Origin of the sequence: Serratia sp. FGI94 (assembly GCF_000330865.1) — a bacterium.
GTDB classification, from domain to species: Bacteria; Pseudomonadota; Gammaproteobacteria; order Enterobacterales; family Enterobacteriaceae; genus Serratia_B; species Serratia_B rubidaea.
Genome location: NC_020064.1, coordinates 4,818,570 through 4,836,310, shown reverse-complemented (window position 1 = coordinate 4,836,310; position 17,741 = coordinate 4,818,570). Strand labels below are relative to the sequence as shown.

At 55.8% G+C, this 17,741-nt stretch carries 17 protein-coding genes; 1 reads left to right on the top strand and 16 read right to left on the bottom strand.

All coding sequences use genetic code 11. From position 1 onward, the window contains the following. Positions 1-155 precede the first annotated feature (155 nt). The 14 genes from glmU to asnC form a co-directional block, all read right to left on the bottom strand. A complete protein-coding gene (gene glmU / locus D781_RS22085) occupies positions 156-1,529 on the bottom strand; it encodes a bifunctional UDP-N-acetylglucosamine diphosphorylase/glucosamine-1-phosphate N-acetyltransferase GlmU (RefSeq protein WP_015962437.1) in 1,374 nt (457 codons plus the stop codon). A 279-nt stretch (positions 1,530-1,808) separates the two neighbouring features. Next, positions 1,809-2,228, bottom strand: a complete 420-nt coding sequence (locus D781_RS22080; RefSeq protein WP_004933814.1) for a F0F1 ATP synthase subunit epsilon — start codon at positions 2,226-2,228, stop codon at positions 1,809-1,811. A gap of 20 nt (positions 2,229-2,248) precedes the next feature. Continuing rightward, positions 2,249-3,631: a F0F1 ATP synthase subunit beta gene (atpD, locus tag D781_RS22075; RefSeq protein WP_015962436.1), complete on the bottom strand. Its 1,383-nt coding sequence runs from the start codon at positions 3,629-3,631 to the stop codon at positions 2,249-2,251. Positions 3,632-3,786: 155 nt separating this feature from the next. Further along, positions 3,787-4,650 (bottom strand): F0F1 ATP synthase subunit gamma, encoded by an 864-nt coding sequence (gene atpG / locus D781_RS22070; RefSeq protein ID WP_015962435.1) that lies wholly within the window; start codon positions 4,648-4,650, stop codon positions 3,787-3,789. A gap of 57 nt (positions 4,651-4,707) precedes the next feature. Next, entirely contained in the window at positions 4,708-6,249 is a 1,542-nt protein-coding gene (gene atpA / locus D781_RS22065) for a F0F1 ATP synthase subunit alpha (protein ID WP_015962434.1), read from the bottom strand. A gap of 12 nt (positions 6,250-6,261) precedes the next feature. Next, entirely contained in the window at positions 6,262-6,795 is a 534-nt protein-coding gene (gene atpH, locus D781_RS22060; protein WP_015962433.1) for a F0F1 ATP synthase subunit delta, read from the bottom strand. A gap of 14 nt (positions 6,796-6,809) precedes the next feature. After that, the gene (atpF, locus tag D781_RS22055) at positions 6,810-7,280 is read right to left on the bottom strand and encodes a F0F1 ATP synthase subunit B (protein WP_015962432.1); all 471 of its coding nucleotides are present in this window, start codon (positions 7,278-7,280) and stop codon (positions 6,810-6,812) included. A 59-nt stretch (positions 7,281-7,339) separates the two neighbouring features. Continuing rightward, positions 7,340-7,579, bottom strand: a complete 240-nt coding sequence (atpE, locus tag D781_RS22050) for a F0F1 ATP synthase subunit C (RefSeq protein ID WP_004093904.1) — start codon at positions 7,577-7,579, stop codon at positions 7,340-7,342. A gap of 49 nt (positions 7,580-7,628) precedes the next feature. Further along, a complete protein-coding gene (gene atpB / locus D781_RS22045; protein WP_015962431.1) occupies positions 7,629-8,408 on the bottom strand; it encodes a F0F1 ATP synthase subunit A in 780 nt (259 codons plus the stop codon). A gap of 20 nt (positions 8,409-8,428) precedes the next feature. Continuing rightward, entirely contained in the window at positions 8,429-8,812 is a 384-nt protein-coding gene (gene atpI / locus D781_RS22040) for a F0F1 ATP synthase subunit I (protein WP_015962430.1), read from the bottom strand. 642 nt (positions 8,813-9,454) lie between these two features. After that, positions 9,455-10,075 (bottom strand): 16S rRNA (guanine(527)-N(7))-methyltransferase RsmG, encoded by a 621-nt coding sequence (gene rsmG, locus D781_RS22035; protein WP_015962429.1) that lies wholly within the window; start codon positions 10,073-10,075, stop codon positions 9,455-9,457. Between the two features lie 126 nt (positions 10,076-10,201). After that, positions 10,202-12,091: a tRNA uridine-5-carboxymethylaminomethyl(34) synthesis enzyme MnmG gene (mnmG, locus tag D781_RS22030; protein ID WP_015962428.1), complete on the bottom strand. Its 1,890-nt coding sequence runs from the start codon at positions 12,089-12,091 to the stop codon at positions 10,202-10,204. A gap of 382 nt (positions 12,092-12,473) precedes the next feature. Beyond that, on the bottom strand, positions 12,474-12,914 hold the full coding sequence (mioC, locus tag D781_RS22025; protein WP_015962427.1) for an FMN-binding protein MioC: 441 nt from the start codon (positions 12,912-12,914) through the stop codon (positions 12,474-12,476). Positions 12,915-13,006: 92 nt separating this feature from the next. Continuing rightward, positions 13,007-13,468, bottom strand: coding sequence for a transcriptional regulator AsnC (gene asnC, locus D781_RS22020; protein WP_015962426.1), 462 nt, complete (start codon positions 13,466-13,468; stop codon positions 13,007-13,009). A gap of 155 nt (positions 13,469-13,623) precedes the next feature. Here asnC and asnA point away from each other — a divergent pair, with 155 nt between their 5' ends. Then, positions 13,624-14,616, top strand: coding sequence for an aspartate--ammonia ligase (gene asnA, locus D781_RS22015; protein WP_015962425.1), 993 nt, complete (start codon positions 13,624-13,626; stop codon positions 14,614-14,616). A 7-nt stretch (positions 14,617-14,623) separates the two neighbouring features. Here the strand turns inward: asnA and viaA are convergent, their stop codons facing one another. Together viaA and ravA are read right to left on the bottom strand one after the other, a co-directional pair. Then, positions 14,624-16,087, bottom strand: coding sequence for an ATPase RavA stimulator ViaA (gene viaA / locus D781_RS22010; protein WP_015962424.1), 1,464 nt, complete (start codon positions 16,085-16,087; stop codon positions 14,624-14,626). 2 nt (positions 16,088-16,089) lie between these two features. Next, a complete protein-coding gene (gene ravA, locus D781_RS22005; protein ID WP_015962423.1) occupies positions 16,090-17,598 on the bottom strand; it encodes an ATPase RavA in 1,509 nt (502 codons plus the stop codon). Between the last annotated feature and the right edge of the window lie 143 nt (positions 17,599-17,741).

The following is a 17,741-nucleotide window of genomic DNA, read 5'->3' as shown; positions in this document are numbered from 1 at the left end:
GCCTGACCTGATTTTTTTGCCGGTGATTACCGTGCGCCCCGAGCCTTGTAGAGGGTGGGGATGATCCTCTGAAGAGGACTTATATGTTTTGCATTGCCTTCTGCCATAAAAAGACAGTGCAAAACAGGATGGCCGCATAACGGCCATCCTGATCATTACTTCTTGGCTTTGGTCGGACGCTGCCAGCCCTGGATATGCACCTGCTTCACCCGGCTCAGCACCAGCTCGTCTTCAGCGATATTGCGCGTAACCGTGGTGCCAGCGGCAATCGTCGCGCCCTTGGCCACCGTAACCGGCGCCACCAGCTGCGTATCGGAGCCGACAAACACGCCGTCGCCGATAACGGTCTTATGCTTGTTGGCACCGTCGTAGTTGCAGGTAATGGTGCCAGCGCCGATATTCACGTCGTCGCCGATCTCGGCGTCACCCAGGTAGCTAAGGTGTCCTGCCTTGGAACCTACGCCCAGGCGCGCCTTTTTCATTTCGACAAAGTTGCCGACGTGCGCACCCTGCGCCAGCTCCGCGCCGGGACGCAGACGGGCAAACGGGCCGACGGTGCAATCCGCCGCCAATACCGCGTCTTCCACCACGCTGTAAGGGCTGATTTCGCAGTCGTCGCCAATCACGCAGTTCTTCAACACGCAGCCGGCGCCGATTTTCACCCGGTTGCCCAGCTGTACGTTACCTTCAACGATCACGTTGGCGTCAATCAGCACGTCGCGGCCGTGCGTCAGCGCGCCGCGCAGGTCGAAACGCGCCGGATCCAGCAGCATAACCCCGGCCAGCAGCAGTTTTTCCGCCTGTTCGGCCTGATAGATGCGTTCGAGCGACGCCAGCTGCAGACGGTTGTTCACGCCTTCGACTTCGCTCAGGCGCTCAGGGTGCACCGCTTCAATCTTCTTACCGTCGGCATGGGCCAGCGCGATGATATCCGTGATGTAGTATTCACCCTGCGCGTTATCGTTGTTCAGCATGCCCAGCCAGCGTTTCAGATCGCGACCGTTAGCCACCAGAATACCGGTATTGATTTCGTTAATCTGACGCAGCTGTTCGCTGGCGTCCTTATGTTCGACGATGCCGACCACCTCGCCGTTTTCACGCACGATGCGGCCATAGCCGGTCGGGTCATCCAGTTTTACGGTCAGCAGGCCGATGCCGCCCTGCGGCTTGGCCGCCAGCAGACGCGTCAGCGTGTCGACGGAGATCAGCGGCACGTCGCCGTACAGCATCAGCACGTCTTCATCATCGGCAAAGTGCGGCGCCGCCTGCTGCATCGCATGGCCGGTGCCCAGTTGTTCAGCCTGCAGCACCCAGTTCAACGCTGCGTTATCGAGCGTGTTCTTCAGCAGTTCGCCGCCGTGGCCATAAACCAGGTGGACATTCTGCGCCCCCAGCTTCATCGCGGCATCAATAACGTGCTGCACCATCGGTTTGCCCGCCAGCGGATGCAAAACCTTGGGCAGGTCGGAATACATACGCGTTCCCTTACCCGCGGCGAGGATCACTACACTCATTGCGCTGTTCGACATAAGCAACCTGATAACTCCAATTTTAATAGACGAAAGTAAAACCGTTTCACGCCGAAATTACCACATATTTCTCTACGCAAAACCAAGCTAAGCCGCGTGGCTCTAGGCGCGCCGTCATCTGGCGCAATCTGATTCCACCGTCGGTAAACTGTCGGCGTTCGGAGACACAATTCCTCTGCCCTCATCACGAATACGCCACAACGATTGGCAGAGCCAAACGCTTATTTTAATGCAAAAAAAAAGCGACCGCATTGGGTCGCTTTCTTATTTCGGTATTGCTTACATCGCTTTTCTGGTGAGTTCGATAACGCGCAGTTTCGCGATCGCCTTCGCCAGCTCAGCGGATGCCTGAGCATAGTCGACATCACCATGAGAGCTACGGATATGCTCTTCAGCCTTGCGCTTGGCTTCCAGCGCTCTGGCTTCATCGAGGTCCGTTCCACGGATGGCAGTGTCCGCCAGCACGGTCACCACGCTTGGCTGTACCTCAAGGATACCGCCAGACAGGTAGATGAACTCTTCTTCACCGTGCTGTTTAACAATACGCACCATGCCAGGCTTGATGGCAGTCAGCAGCGGCGCATGCCCTGGGAAAATACCCAGTTCGCCTTCGCTACCTGTCACCTGGATCTTCTGCACCAGGCCGGAAAACATCTGTTTCTCCGCGCTGACAACATCCAGATGGTAAGTCATAGCCATATCACCCTCCTCTCAAGGCGTTACAGTTTCTTGGCTTTTTCCACTGCTTCTTCAATGGTGCCAACCATGTAGAACGCCTGCTCCGGCAGGTGGTCGTAGTCGCCGTCCATAATGCCTTTGAAACCACGAATGGTGTCTTTAAGCGATACGAACTTGCCCGGCGCGCCGGTGAAGACTTCGGCCACGAAGAACGGCTGAGACAGGAAGCGCTGGATTTTACGCGCACGGGATACGACCAGTTTGTCTTCTTCAGACAGTTCGTCCATACCCAGAATCGCGATGATGTCCTTCAGTTCCTGGTAGCGCTGCAGAATAGACTGCACGCCACGCGCAACATCGTAGTGTTCCTGACCCACAACCAGCGGATCCAGCTGACGGCTGGTAGAATCCAGCGGGTCAACGGCCGGGTAGATACCCAGGGAAGCGATGTTACGGCTCAGTACCACGGTTGCGTCCAAGTGCGCAAAGGTGGTGGCTGGAGACGGGTCAGTCAAGTCATCCGCAGGGACGTAAACGGCCTGTACGGAGGTGATTGAACCGGTCTTGGTCGAGGTGATACGTTCTTGCAGAACGCCCATCTCTTCCGCCAGCGTTGGCTGATAACCTACCGCAGATGGCATACGGCCGAGCAGTGCGGACACTTCGGTACCGGCCAGGGTGTAACGGTAGATATTATCCACGAACAGCAGAACGTCGCGGCCTTCATCACGGAATTTTTCCGCCATGGTCAGGCCGGTCAGTGCAACGCGCAGACGGTTACCCGGCGGCTCGTTCATCTGGCCGTAAACCAGGGATACTTTGTCCAGTACGTTGGAGTCGGTCATTTCGTGGTAGAAGTCGTTACCCTCACGAGTACGCTCACCCACGCCCGCAAACACAGAGTAACCGGAGTGCTCGATCGCGATGTTACGGATCAGCTCCATCATGTTTACGGTTTTACCTACGCCCGCACCACCGAACAGACCAACTTTACCACCCTTGGCGAACGGGCAGATCAGGTCCATGACCTTGATACCGGTTTCCAGCAGCTCTTGAGAGCTGGACAGCTCTTCGTAGCTTGGCGCCGCGCGGTGAATCGCCCAACGCTCTTCTTCGCCGATGTCGCCTTTCATGTCGATTGGCTGACCCAATACGTTCATGATACGACCCAGCGTTGCTTTACCAACTGGCACTTCGATTGGGTGCTCAAGGTCGTTAACTTTCAGACCGCGACGCAGACCGTCGGAAGTACCCATGGCGATACAGCGTACAACGCCGCCGCCCAGCTGCTGCTGAACTTCCAGCACCAGTTTTTCGTTACCGTTCTCTACCTCAAGGGCATCGTACACTTTTGGTACGGCATCCTGAGGGAACTCGACGTCCACTACGGCGCCGATTACCTGGATAATCTTTCCAGTAGCCATCTTGAATCCTCTACGTAATTCGTTTACCCGTCGTATTTCAAACTGCAGATGCGTTGACGGCTTTCTTTTCCCCCAGTTGCCTACTCAAGTAAGCGCCTGGGGACTCGCTCAGTTGCGCCTTTCTGCAATCTGAACTACTTGGGGTAATAACCTGGTTAAACCGCGGAGGCTCCCGAAACGATTTCGGTGAGTTCCTGAGTGATGCTGGCCTGACGTGCCTTGTTGTATACCAACTGCAGCTCTTTGATCAGGCTACCGCCGTTATCGGTTGCGGCTTTCATCGCTACCATTCGCGCGGCCTGCTCGCTGGCCAGGTTTTCCACGACGCCCTGATAAACTTGCGATTCCACATAGCGGCGCAGCAAGGTATCAAGCAGCACTTTTGGATCGGGTTCATACAGGTAATCCCAAGCTGTCTTCTTCAGCTCACCCTCATCAGAAGGCGGCAGAGGCAGCAGCTGAAGAACCTGCGGCTCCTGGGACATCGTATTGACAAATTTGTTGCTGACAATGTACAGCTTGTCCAAACGACCTTCGTCGTAAGCCTGCAGCATCACTTTCACCGGCCCGATCAGATCCGACAGGGAAGGGTTATCCCCCATGCCGGTCACCTGGGCAACCACGTTGCCGCCCACGGAGCCAAAGAAAGAGACGGCTTTAGAGCCAATCAGCGCCAAATCAGTTTCAACGCCTTTTTCGGACCAGCCTTTCATCTCCGCCAGCAGCTTTTTGAACAGGTTAATGTTCAAGCCGCCGCAGAGACCACGGTCAGTCGACACCACCAGATACCCGACGCGTTTAACATCACGCTCATCCAGGTACGGGTGTTTATATTCCAGATTCCCTAACGCAAGGTGACCAATCACTTTGCGCATGGTCTCTGCATAAGGACGGCTGGCCGCCATGCGATCCTGCGATTTACGCATTTTGGAGGCGGCGACCATCTCCATCGCTTTAGTGATCTTCTGCGTGTTTTGCACGCTGCCGATCTTACTACGTATCTCTTTTGCGCCGGCCATCTCTGCTTCTCCTCATTGCCAGCGGCCTGCCGTCTTTCAACTGCAGGCCGCTACGCGTTACCAGGACTGGGTTTTCTTGAAGGTCTCGAGGACGTTTTTCAGCTTGCCCTCGATCTCATCGTTGAAATTACCAGTTTGGTTGATGTGGTTCAGCAGTTCGGCGTGTTCGCGATCCGCGTAAGCAACCAGCGCAGCTTCGAAGCTCACTACCTTGGCGACTTCAACATCTTCCAGGTAGCCGCGTTCTGCCGCGTACAGCACCAGAGACTGTTGTGCGACGGACATCGGCGCGTACTGTTTCTGCTTCAGCAGTTCAGTCACTTTCTGGCCGTGGTTCAGCTGCTTGCGGGTTGCATCATCCAGATCGGAAGCGAACTGGGAGAATGCCGCCAGTTCACGATACTGTGCCAGCGCGGTACGGATGCCGCCGGACAGTTTCTTCATGATCTTGGTCTGCGCAGCGCCACCAACACGGGATACGGAGATACCCGGGTTAACTGCCGGACGAATACCGGAGTTGAACAGGTTGGATTCCAGGAAGATCTGACCATCGGTAATCGAGATTACGTTGGTCGGAACGAACGCGGAAACGTCACCCGCCTGAGTTTCGATGATCGGCAGCGCGGTCAGAGAACCGGTCTGGCCTTTCACTTCACCCTTGGTGAAAGCTTCAACATAGTCGGCGTTAACGCGCGCTGCACGCTCCAGCAGACGGGAGTGCAGGTAGAATACGTCACCAGGGTAAGCTTCACGGCCCGGCGGACGACGCAGCAGCAGGGAGATCTGACGGTAAGCAACGGCCTGTTTGGACAGGTCATCGTACACGATCAGCGCATCTTCGCCGCGGTCGCGGAAGTATTCGCCCATTGCGCAACCGGCGTATGGCGCCAGGTATTGCAGTGCTGCGGATTCAGAAGCGGTAGCCACCACAACGATGGTGTTAGCCAGCGCGCCGTGCTCTTCCAGTTTGCGCACCACGTTAGCAATGGTAGACGCTTTCTGGCCGATAGCTACGTAGACACACTTGATGCCGGAATCGCGCTGGTTGATGATGGCATCGATCGCCAGTGCGGTTTTACCGGTCTGACGGTCGCCGATCACCAGCTCACGCTGACCACGGCCGATTGGAATCATGGCATCAACGGATTTATAACCGGTCTGTACCGGCTGGTCGACCGACTGGCGGTCGATAACGCCCGGTGCGATAGTCTCAACCGGGGAGAAACCGTCGTGCTCAACCGGGCCCTTGCCGTCGATAGGCGCGCCCAGGGTGTTAACCACGCGGCCCAGCAGGCCGCGGCCGACTGGAACTTCCAGGATACGGCCGGTGCATTTTACCTTCATGCCTTCAGCCAGGTCCGCATACGGACCCATAACTACGGCACCAACGGAGTCGCGCTCCAGGTTCAATGCAATTGCGTAACGGTTGCCAGGCAGTGCGATCATTTCGCCCTGCATTACATCGGCCAGGCCGTGTACGCGGATGATTCCGTCGCTGACGGAAACGATAGTACCTTCATTGTGAGCTTCGCTCACTACATTGAACTGAGCAATGCGCTGCTTGATCAGTTCGCTGATTTCGGTGGAATTCAGTTGCATGCTCCAGTCCCCTTAAGACTGCAAGACGTCTGCCAGGCGTTCAAGACGGCCGCGTACGCTGCCATCGATCACCATGTCGCCTGCGCGGATAACCACGCCGGCCAGTACAGACTTGTCAATTTTGCAATTCAGCTTAACTTTGCGTGACAGACGTTTTTCCATCGCAGCGGCAATTTTGGCCTGCTGTTCGTCGTTCAGTGCGCTTGAAGAGAGCACGTCGACTTCGACGGTGGATTCCAGCGCAGCGCGCAGTTCAACGAACTGCTGCAAAACGTCAGGAAGCGCCAGTAAACGTCCATTTTCGGCCATAACGCGAATAAGGTTTTGGCCATTTTCGTCGAGTTGATCGCCACAAACCGCGGTGAACGTATTCGACAGCGTTTCCGGTGCGACAGCGCCGGACAGCAGTTCGGAAATCTGTTCGTTGCGAGTGACTTCAGCGGCAAACGCCAGCATCTGCTGCCAGCGTTCTACGCTTTGGTGCTCAACGGCAAAGTCAAAAGCTGCTTTGGCGTAGGGGCGAGCTACAGTAACAAATTCAGACATCAGCCCCTCCCTCCTTACAGTTCAGCGACCAGTTTATCAACGATGTCGCTGTTAGCAGCTTCATCCACGGAACGTTCGATGATCTTCTCGGCACCGGCGATAGCCAGCATCGCGACTTGCTTACGCAACTCTTCACGAGCGCGTTTACGTTCGGCTTCGATCTCAGCCTGAGCCTGCGCCACGATTTTGTTACGTTCCTGCTCGGCTTCGGCTTTCGCTTCATCCATGATCTGAGCTTTGCGTTTGTTCGCTTGCTCAATGATCACCTGAGCTTCTGCTTTAGCAGTTTTCAGCTGGTCGCTCGCATTGGCTTGCGCCAAGTCCAAATCTTTCTTGGCACGCTCTGCAGAAGCAAGGCCGTCAGCAATTTCTTTCTGACGCTTCTCGATGGCAGCCATAATTGGCGGCCATACATACTTCATGCAGAACCAGACAAACAGGACGAACGCGATGGCCTGGCCGAGGATTGTTGCGTTAAGATTCACAGCACAATGCCTCTTTTAAAGTTAATGAGTGTGGGTAAGTCGGCAGAGCGTTTCTCTGCTTACGCGACGGCGAACATCACGTACAGACCCAGACCAACAGCGATCATCGGGATGGCGTCAACCAGACCCATAACGATAAAGAACTGTGTACGCAGCAGAGGAATCAGGTCAGGCTGACGCGCTGCGCCTTCCAAGAATTTACCACCCAGGATGCCGATACCGATCGCAGCACCGATTGCCGCTAAGCCCATCATCACAGCGGCAGCCATGTACAGCAGATCCATACTCAGGTTTTCCATGACAGTCTCCAGTTTGTTTCAGTTATAAATGCAAGTGTTTTAGGAAAAATCAGTGCTCTTCAGACGCCATCGACAGATAGACGATCGTCAGAACCATGAAAATAAAGGCTTGAAGCGTAATGATCAGGATGTGGAAGATTGCCCAAGGCAAGCTCAGAACCCACTGTGACCACCACGGCAACAGGCCGGCAATCAGGATGAAGATCAACTCACCCGCATACATGTTGCCGAACAGTCGCAGGCCCAGAGATACAGGCTTGGACAGCAGGCTGACACCTTCAAGAATCAGGTTAATCGGAATGAATACAGGGTGGTTGAACGGCTGCATGGTTAACTCTTTAACGAACCCACCAACGCCTTTCATTTTGATGCTGTAGAACAGAATCAGGATAAACACGCCCAGCGCCATAGACAGCGTCACGTTGACATCGGCGGTAGGCACTACGCGCAGCGCAGGCAGGCCGAGAACGTGTTCGCCGATATACGGCAGGAAATCAATAGGCAGCAAATCCATCAGGTTCATCAGGAAGACCCAGACGAACACGGTCAACGCCAGCGGAGCAATCACCTTGCTCTTGCCGTGATACATGTCGCGCACGCTGCTGTCGACGAACCCAACCACCAGTTCCACTGCGGTTTGCAGTTTACCCGGCACGCCGCTGGTGGCGTTTTTGGCCACTTTGCGGAAGATCACCAGGAAGAGCGCCCCGAGGACGACGGAGAAAAACATCGAGTCGATGTTGATCGACCAGAACCCCGTCCCGACCTGAAGCTGCGTCAGGTGGTGACCGATATACTCCTGTGGAGTCAAGACTTCTCCTGCAGACATGATGCCTCTTACCCTTTTAGTTAAGTTCGGTAACTGTTAATCACGGCCGGTGCCACTATCTGCACCACTAACACCGCTAAATAGGTCAGGCCAAGCGGTATAAACTCCGCTTTGAACACCCCAAGCGCCACGATCAGCAAAAAGATGGTGATCACGACCTTAAGCCCCTCGCCAATGGCGAACGACCAGGCAACCCGACCGGGCGCCGGCGTCTGCGCCTGGTGACGCAAGGCAAACAGCATAAACATGGCGCTCGGCAGCCAGGCGGCAAGTCCGCCCGCCAACGCCGAAGCGCCCCACGCCAACCCCTTGAAACCGTAGGCGGCGCTGATCAGAACAAAAGTCATAAACTGCAGAAACAGCAGTTTGCGTGCGACTTTCCCACTGTAAAGGGACACAGACATGACGTTTGTTCTCTCCGTACCCCTAAGGGGGTATGCTGAGTGACGTATGACACTGTCTTTGCTGCGCAGAGTCAAGCAGCAAAAAACGAGCAAATTATACGGGTCACTTCAACGAATTCAATCGATAAGTAGCGAAAAGGTGAACAATTATTTAAATTCACCAAATTCGGACTATTTTCGCAAGAAAATAGGCGGAATAATACCTCGATTTTATTGTCCGATTATTCCACTGTTGCACACTAAAACGTGCAATCGATCACAACAATACGGCTAACGTTCGATTTATAACCCACGTGCGCATAAAACGTCTTTAGCGATTAGAGCGATAAAAATCTTTTATAAATCAAAATGGTATAATTTAACCGTTCGAAAACAATCCTTATACCCGCGAAAAACCTTTCGTTGACATCCACAGAAAGAATATTGTTATTACGCGTTAACAACGATAGCAAAAGGCGATCTTATTCACATAATTGCTAACGTGACAATTGCTACACGTAATTAGGCTATTTTCGCTAATTAACTGCTGCTTTTGTGTTAATAAAAAGTAAATTAACTAAAAAAAGCGGCCAGTTAATTAGTCTGCTTATTTTTACATCCGTAGCAAGCCTCAATCTGACGCTTGCTTGATCAAAAACAAACTCAGTTTGCCTTAAGGACCACCAGATGACGCTCACCTTCCAGTTCCGGCACCTGTAAACGTACGACCTCTTCAAGCTCAATGCCGTCAGGCAGTGCGGCCAGCTCCTCATCAGGACGGACGCCCTTCAACGCATAAAAACGCCCCTGCCCTTGCGCCGGCAGATGACGGCACCAGCTCAGCATATCCTGCAGCGAGGCGAATGCGCGGCTGATCACACCGTCGAACGGCGGCTCGGCCGGAAACTCTTCCACCCGGCTCTGTACCGGCTCGATATTGGTCAGCCCCAGCTCGTGCTGTACCTGCCGCAGAAAGCGTACCCGCTTGCCCAGGCTGTCCAGCAGTGTGAAATGCGCGTCCGGACGCACGATGGCCAGCGGAATGCCCGGCAGGCCCGGCCCGGTGCCGACGTCGATAAAGCGTGAGCCGACCAGATGCGGATTAACCACGATGCTGTCGAGGATATGGCGCACCAGCATTTGCTGCGGATCGCGCACGGAGGTCAGGTTGTACGCCTTGTTCCACTTATCCAGCATGCCGACATAACCCAGCAGCTGCTGTTTTTGACGATCGGGAAGCGAAATACCAGCTGCTGCCAGCAGCGAGTCTAACTTTTTATCCACAATGGAATCCTCTGACCAACGCGAGATCCGCCGGAAATGGCGAAGCGGCTATGATAATGCAGGCTGAAAGTGATGTCAGCGGCCGATTGCCTATCCATTGGGCAATCGGCCGCTAAAAATGCAGATTTATGCGCTGCGGCGCAGCAGACCTTGCTTCTTCAACCATACCAACAGAATGGAGATTGCCGCCGGGGTAATCCCCGAAATGCGCGACGCCTGTCCGATAGAGGTTGGTTTATGGTCGTTGAGCTTGGCGATGACTTCGTTCGACAGCCCGGAAACCTGCTGGTAGTCCAGGTCGAGCGGCAGCAAGGTGTTCTCGTTGCGCTGCTGGCGTTCGATCTCTTCCTGCTGACGGGCGATATACCCTTCGTACTTCACCTGAATTTCCACCTGTTCGGCGGCCTGGGTATCGGCCAGCGGCGGCTGGAAAGCGTCGATGGAGGTCAGCAGCGCGTAATCCATTTCCGGACGGCGCAGCAGCTCTTCGCCGTTGGCTTCGCGCGACAGCGGCGTTTTCAGCAGGGTGTTCACCTGCTCGACGTTTTCTGAATGCGGGTGCAGCCATACGTCGCGCAGACGCTGACGTTCACGTTCGATCTGTTCCAGCTTGTCGTTATAGCGCGCCCAGCGGACATCATCCACCAGGCCCAGCTCGCGGCCTTTTTCCGTCAGGCGCAGATCGGCGTTGTCTTCACGCAGCATCAGGCGGTATTCCGCCCGGGAGGTGAACATGCGGTACGGTTCTTTGGTGCCCAGCGTGCACAGGTCGTCCACCAGCACGCCGAGGTAGGCCTGATCGCGACGCGGCGCCCAGCCTTCGTCTTCACTGGCATAGCGGCCGGCGTTCAGACCGGCCAGCAGACCCTGCGCACCGGCTTCTTCGTAACCGGTGGTGCCGTTAATCTGGCCGGCGAAGAACAGACCCTGAATAAATTTGCTTTCCAGCGTCGGTTTCAAATCGCGCGGGTCGAAGAAATCATACTCGATGGCGTAACCCGGACGAATAATACGGGCATTCTGCATCCCTTCCATTGAGCGGACGATCTGCATCTGCACGTCGAACGGCAGACTGGTGGAGATGCCGTTCGGATAGATTTCGTTGCTGGTCAGCCCTTCCGGCTCGAGGAAGATCTGGTGTGCGTTGCGATCGGCAAAGCGCATCACCTTGTCTTCGATCGACGGGCAGTAACGCGGTCCGATCCCTTCGATGATCCCGGCATACATCGGGCTGCGATCGAGGTTATTGCGGATCACGTCATGGGTTTTTTCATTGGTATGAGTGATATAGCACGGCACCTGACGCGGGTGCTGATCGGCATTGCCCATAAACGAGAATACCGGCGTCGGCGTATCGCCATGCTGTTCAGCCAGAACGCTGAAATCGATGGTACGTGCGTCAATGCGCGGCGGAGTACCGGTTTTCAGACGGTCAACCCGCAGCGGCAGTTCACGCAGACGCTGTGACAGTGAAATGGCAGGCGGATCGCCGGCACGTCCACCGCTGTAGTTTTCCAGGCCGATATGAATTTTGCCGTCGAGGAACGTCCCCACGGTGAGCACCACCGCTTTTGCACGGAATTTCAGTCCCATCTGCGTAACGGCGCCGACCACCCGATCGTTCTCAACCATAAGATCCTCAACCGGCTGTTGGAAGATCATCAGATTGGGCTGGTTCTCCAGCGCGGTGCGTACGGCCTGACGATAAAGCACGCGGTCAGCCTGGGCGCGGGTGGCGCGTACCGCAGGGCCTTTGCTGGCGTTTAGTATCCTAAACTGAATGCCGGCATGGTCGATCGCCGTTGCCATCAGGCCGCCCAGCGCATCAATTTCCTTAACCAGATGCCCTTTACCAATACCGCCGATCGCCGGGTTGCAAGACATTTGCCCCAGCGTATCAATATTGTGCGTCAGTAATAAGGTTTGACGCCCCATTCTTGCCGCGGCCATCGCCGCTTCGGTGCCGGCATGGCCGCCGCCGATGATAATGACGTCAAATTGCTCTGGATAAAACATGGAACTGCACCTCGCCGTATTGCGAACGATCGTTGTTTGCCCTGGGGTGGGGGATTCTACTCAAGTTTAGTCGATCGACCAAGCGGTACGGATCGTCGGGTAATTAAAAGAAGATCTTTTTTATTTAAAGATCTCTTTATTAGATCTCTTATTAGGATCGCGATCCTCTGTGGATAACTGAGGATTCACGATAGAGATCAGAAAATTAGAAAGGATCGTTTACTGTGAATGATCGGTGATCCTGACGCTGATAAGCTGGGATCTAAATAGTGACTTATGCACAGGACAAAAAGCATACGGCAGTTGTTATTTGGATAACTACCGCTTTTACCCTGCTTTTAAGCTTAGTTATACACAATCGTTCGCACGATCTTTGAACGAATCAGAGTAAATTAATCCAACTTTTCAGCCATTCTTCCGCCGGATCTTCCGGAATATCGTGTTGCGTCACGTCGATCTCCAGCCGATCGCCGATCCTTTTCGCACCGCGCGCCTGTAACAGATCGTCGATCTGCACGATCGCGCCGCAGAAGGTATCGTACTCCGAACTGCCCAGACCGACGGCGCCGAACTGCACCTGAGATAAATTAGGCTGACGTTCACTGATCTCGTCCCACAGCGGCTGCAGATTATCCGGCAGTTCGCCGGCGCCGTGGGTGGAGGTGACCACCAGCCAGCGTCCGGACAGCGTCAGTTCATCCAGTTCAGGCCCGTGCAGCATCTCGGTGGAAAAACCGGCGTCTTCCAGTTTTTCGGCCAGATGTTCCGCCACATATTCAGCACTGCCAAGCGTACTGCCGCTGATCAGAGTAATGTCTGCCATGAATGATCTCAACCTGCTGCAAAGAGGCAGCATTGTACGCTGTGAATCGCCGGGGATCTACCTGTGGATAATATGGGTATAGTAAAAATCCGTTACGGGACGATGGTGCGCATAATGGGGTTCTGCAGCGAGATCAGCGTTTCCGTCGACTGAATTTCATCAATCGTCTGGATCTTGTTGATAAGTACCTGTTGCAGCGCATCGATCGAGCGGCACATCACCTTGATAAACACGCTGTAATGGCCGGTGGTGTAGTAGGCTTCGACCACTTCTTCCAGACTTTCCAGCTTGCTCAGCGCCGAAGGGTAGTCTTTGGCGCTCTTTAATATAATGCCGATAAAACAGCAGACGTCGTAACCCAGCTGCTTGGGGTTCACATCGACCCGGGCGCCGGTAATGATGCCCGCCTGCTTCATCTTCTCGACGCGCACGTGGATGGTTCCCGGACTGACGGCAAAGGTTTTCGCCAGCTCGGCATAAGGCGTACGCGCGTTGGCCATCAGCGCGTTGAGAATGCCGCGATCGAGATTATCGATCTGATAAATTTCCGCCATTTTATCCCCCATAAATTATGGTTTATTGAATTATCACCGCTTAAAAATGAACGATTAAAACTCAAAGCGCAATATTGTTTGATGGATATTGAATTGCGGCGCCGTTGTGTTGCTTAATCATCAGCAACAGAGACAGGGTATTAAGAGATACGGCAATGAAAAAACAGTTTATCCAAAAACAACAACAAATCAGCTTTGTGAAATCGTTCTTCTCCCGCCAGCTGGAACAGCAGCTGGGCCTGATTGAAGTTCAGGCGCCGATCCTCAGCCGCCTGGGCGACGGCACGCAGGATAACCTGTCCGGCAGCGAGAAAGCGGTGCAGGTCAAGGTGAAAACCCTGCCGGATGCGACCTTTGAAGTGGTGCATTCGCTGGCCAAGTGGAAACGCAAAACCCTGGGCGCCCATGACTTCAGCGCCGGCGAGGGTCTGTATACCCATATGAAGGCGCTGCGTCCGGATGAAGATCGCTTGAGCGCCATTCACTCGGTGTACGTCGACCAGTGGGACTGGGAGCGGGTGATGGGTGATGGCGAACGCAGCCTGGAACACCTGAAAAGCACCGTGCGCAGCCTGTATAGCGCGATTAAGGAAACCGAAGCGGCGATAAGCCGTGAATATGGTCTGGCACCGTTCCTGCCGGAGCAGATTCACTTTGTGCACAGCGAAGCGCTGCTGCAGCGTTTCCCGGAGCTGGACGCCAAAGGCCGTGAGCGGGCGATTGCCAAAGAGCTGGGTGCGGTATTCCTGATCGGCATCGGCGGCAAGCTGTCGCACGGCCGCTCGCACGACGTGCGCGCGCCGGATTATGATGACTGGAGCACCGTCTGCCCGGATGGACTGTCCGGCCTCAACGGCGATATTCTGGTGTGGAACCCGGTGCTGGAAGACGCCTTCGAGATCTCTTCAATGGGCATCCGCGTTGACGCCGATGCACTGCAGCGTCAGCTGGCCCTGACGGAAGATGAAGATCGCCTGCAGCTGGAGTGGCACCAGTCGCTGCTGAAGGGGGAAATGCCGCAGACCATCGGCGGCGGTATCGGCCAGTCGCGTCTGGTGATGCTGTTGCTGCAGCTGCCGCATATCGGTCAGGTGCAGTGCGGCGTGTGGTCGCCGGAAGTGCGCGCCAGCGTGGAAGGCCTGCTGTAACGCGCGTTTAGCGCCGCCAGCGGCGCATTAAGCGGCTTTTTAACCCGGTATCAAAGCGCCAGATATGATCGAAGATGCGCATAATGCCGGGTTTGCCGTAGGCGGACATCGCCACCGCATGAAAACGCTGCTGGTGGCTTTGCTGCTGCTGTTTCACCTTTTTGATCACCTCATCCGGCAGCCGCTGGGCGATAAAGTCGGAAATAATCACCGCGTCGGCATCAAACCAGCCGCTCTCCGCCATTTTTCCCACCGTTGCGCTCAGGCAGGCCGCCAGATCGGTGCCGCCGCGAAAATGCTGACCGAGAAAGCGCACCGCTTGTTCGATACCGCTGGCGGCGGTCAGTTCGTAATGAACGATCTGGTTGGCGAACAGCATGATGTAGCAGCGGCGGTTATCCGCCAGCGCAATGCGCAGCAGCGCCAGACAAAACGCCTTGGCGCACTGTTCGTTGAAGCCGCCCATTGAACCGGAGGTATCGACGCAGACGATAAACGGACCGCGCGGCTGCTGATCCTGCTGTTGATAAGTCACCTGACGGATCATCAGCTTCTCCTGCCAGGCGTCTCCCTGTAGGCGGTAGCTCAGCAGCTGTTTTTCCAGCAGGCGGCGGTAAAACTCCAGTTCCAGCTCCTCAATGCCGAGCGTCGCCAGCTCCGGCGGCAGCAGGCGTAAGATATCATCGCTCTGATGCACGCCGTTCACCTCTTCCGGCAGCGTGGCGGGCACCCGCACCATGACGTGGTACGGCTCCGGCTGCGCATCCTGCTGCTGAATGGCTTTCGCCTCGTAGCTGCGTCCCAGCTGCTGGGCCAGCTTTTTCAGCTCGGGCTGGGTTTGCAGAAAGTTGCCGTATTCCACCAGCCGCTGATAGTCGCCGCGCTGCAGCTGCCCTTTGCTCATATCCCACAGCCTGCCGGCGGCGGTATCGTTCTCCGCCAGCACCGGCTCCAGCGCGCCGCTCAGCGTCAGCCGTTCCTGCAGCTCCGCCATCAGTTGTTCGCGCTCCTGTTCCAGCAGCTGGTGGTGCAGCATGGTGGCCTGCAGCGTCAGGCTGATGCGCCACCGCTGCAGAAACAGGGTCTGGAAGCTGTCGTCCGGCGGGTGGTTGGGCAGATCGGCCGCGTCCACCAGCTTGCGCGCCTGTTCATAGAAGGGGGAAACCAGCTGGCGCAACAGCTCCAGGGTGTCGTTGAGGTTTTGATAAAACTGCGCGTTGCTTTCTAGCTGGCACTGCTGGTAACGATAGAACTCCTGCGCCAGCGCCGGCGGCACCATCGCCTCCTGGATCCGCTGTTTTAACTGCAGTTTCCAGCGCGGCAGGTCGCGATCCAGCGCGCGGCGCAGCGCCGGAAATTTCCTGAAGAACGCAGACAGATGCGGCGCGGCCAGCATGGCGACGATCATATCCTCGATCAGCTCGCCTTCGGTAATGGCCAGCAGCAGGTTGAGCGTTTCCAGGTTCAGCATGGTTACTGGCCCAGCATTTGCTGTTGTTGCTGTTTTATTTGCTCCGCCACCTGCAGCAGGCTGGCTTCTATCCTGGCCAGGCCGGCAGCCGGGGTGAACAGGCAGGGCTGATGCTGACTAAACAACCGGCGCTGCTCCGCCAGCCGCTGCATCAGGGTATCCAGCTCCTCCAGCAGCTCCGGCGGCGTGGCGCTGGTCTGTTTGCCCGGCAGCGCCAGCAGCGACGGCTGACGGCTGACGTCCAGCACCGTCAGGTGCAGCTGCTCATCTACGTCCAAATCAATCTGCTGGGCGAAACCGATGCCGTTGAGCTTGGCGCGTACGTCGCCGCCTTTTTGCAGCCAGTTTTCCAGTGCGCTGCTGTCGATGCTCAAATGGTTTACCTGAATATCGTGCAACTGCAGCGGTTTTTGCAGCAGCAGCGTCAGCGTGCCGCTGCCGAGCGTTTCGCCCAGCGCATACTGCGGCTTGCGGCTGAACATGCCGCCTTTTTTCACCAGGCTGATGGCCCGGCGATCGCTCTGCTGTTGCTGATGCTGCATCCAGCGGGTATGTAACTGCTGCAGCTGGATCAGCAGCGGCTGCTGCTGATAGGCCTGCTCGCTCAGCAGCTGGTCAATCTGCTGCTGCATCAGCTTCATGGAGGCCAGATCGTGCCACAGGCAGTCTTTCAGCAGCATCAGGTCGAGCGGGGCAATGGACTCGCGGCCGCTGAAGAAGGCGCAGGCCTGCAATAAACGCAGCGCTTTTTTCCAGCGCCGGTCGGAAACATAGGGCGCCTGCTCCAGCGCATCCAGCCGCTGGCGCAGCAGGAAGATCAGCTCAAAGCAGTTTTCCGGCAGCTGAACCTTATCGATCTGCGCTTGCCACTGGTGAAACTCTTCATCGCTGACGCTCAGCGCTTCCGGCACCGGGTTCTGGTTTTCACTCTGTCGGTTGGTCAGCAGCGAGCGGAAGTTCTGTTTATCCTGCACCTTGTCCAGCCACAGGCGGATCAGCATACGGTCGTACAGCGCTTCCAGACTGTTGTCGGCCTCCGGCAGTTCGTTTGAGGCGGTGACCAGCAGGCGCAGCGGTATCGGCGCTTCGCTGTTGCCGTTGCGGAAGCGGCGTTCGTTAATCGCGGTCAGCAGGGTGTTGAGAATGGCGGGGCCGGCCTTCCAGATTTCATCGAGGAACACGATCTCCGCTTCCGGCAGGTAGCCGTCGGTCAGGCGCTGGTAGCGGCCTTCGTCTTTGAGCGCCTGAATGGAGAGCGGGCCGAAGACCTCTTCCGGGGTGGAGAAGCGGGTCATCAGGTATTCGAAGGAACGGGCATGGCGGAAGGCGAATTTGAGGCGGCGGGCGATCAGACTTTTTGCAATGCCCGGCGGCCCGAGCAGAAACACGCTCTCGCCGCTTAACGCCGCCAGCAGGCAGAGCCGGATGGCTTCCTGACGTTCATAAAGGCCGCTCTCAAGCGCGCTGCTGAGCCGGGAAATTCGTTCTGCCAGTAGTGATGAAGACGCCATAAGATTTTTCGCGTTGTCCGAGATAATTTAGCCAATCTTGTCCGAATGGGCGATGATAAACCACCATCATTTTTAATGGTATAGCTGGTTGATTAGCCAAAACTTTCTATTATCAAATGTATTGTTTGCTCACACTTTGTCGT

Excerpts from the sequence above, each read along its gene's own strand:
- atpB (WP_015962431.1), bottom strand. The coding sequence starts at position 8,408 with ATGTCTGCAGGAGAAGTCTTGACTCCACAGGAGTATATCGGTCACCAC.
- ravA (WP_015962423.1), bottom strand. The coding sequence starts at position 17,598 with ATGGCGTCTTCATCACTACTGGCAGAACGAATTTCCCGGCTCAGCAGC.
- atpG (WP_015962435.1), bottom strand. The coding sequence starts at position 4,650 with ATGGCCGGCGCAAAAGAGATACGTAGTAAGATCGGCAGCGTGCAAAAC.
- asnA (WP_015962425.1), top strand. The coding sequence starts at position 13,624 with ATGAAAAAACAGTTTATCCAAAAACAACAACAAATCAGCTTTGTGAAA.
- D781_RS22080 (WP_004933814.1), bottom strand. The coding sequence starts at position 2,228 with ATGGCTATGACTTACCATCTGGATGTTGTCAGCGCGGAGAAACAGATG.
- mnmG (WP_015962428.1), bottom strand. The coding sequence starts at position 12,091 with ATGTTTTATCCAGAGCAATTTGACGTCATTATCATCGGCGGCGGCCAT.
- atpA (WP_015962434.1), bottom strand. The coding sequence starts at position 6,249 with ATGCAACTGAATTCCACCGAAATCAGCGAACTGATCAAGCAGCGCATT.
- atpH (WP_015962433.1), bottom strand. The coding sequence starts at position 6,795 with ATGTCTGAATTTGTTACTGTAGCTCGCCCCTACGCCAAAGCAGCTTTT.
- asnC (WP_015962426.1), bottom strand. The coding sequence starts at position 13,468 with ATGGCGGAAATTTATCAGATCGATAATCTCGATCGCGGCATTCTCAAC.
- atpI (WP_015962430.1), bottom strand. The coding sequence starts at position 8,812 with ATGTCTGTGTCCCTTTACAGTGGGAAAGTCGCACGCAAACTGCTGTTT.
- mioC (WP_015962427.1), bottom strand. The coding sequence starts at position 12,914 with ATGGCAGACATTACTCTGATCAGCGGCAGTACGCTTGGCAGTGCTGAA.
- atpE (WP_004093904.1), bottom strand. The coding sequence starts at position 7,579 with ATGGAAAACCTGAGTATGGATCTGCTGTACATGGCTGCCGCTGTGATG.
- viaA (WP_015962424.1), bottom strand. The coding sequence starts at position 16,087 with ATGCTGAACCTGGAAACGCTCAACCTGCTGCTGGCCATTACCGAAGGC.
- atpD (WP_015962436.1), bottom strand. The coding sequence starts at position 3,631 with ATGGCTACTGGAAAGATTATCCAGGTAATCGGCGCCGTAGTGGACGTC.
- glmU (WP_015962437.1), bottom strand. The coding sequence starts at position 1,529 with ATGTCGAACAGCGCAATGAGTGTAGTGATCCTCGCCGCGGGTAAGGGA.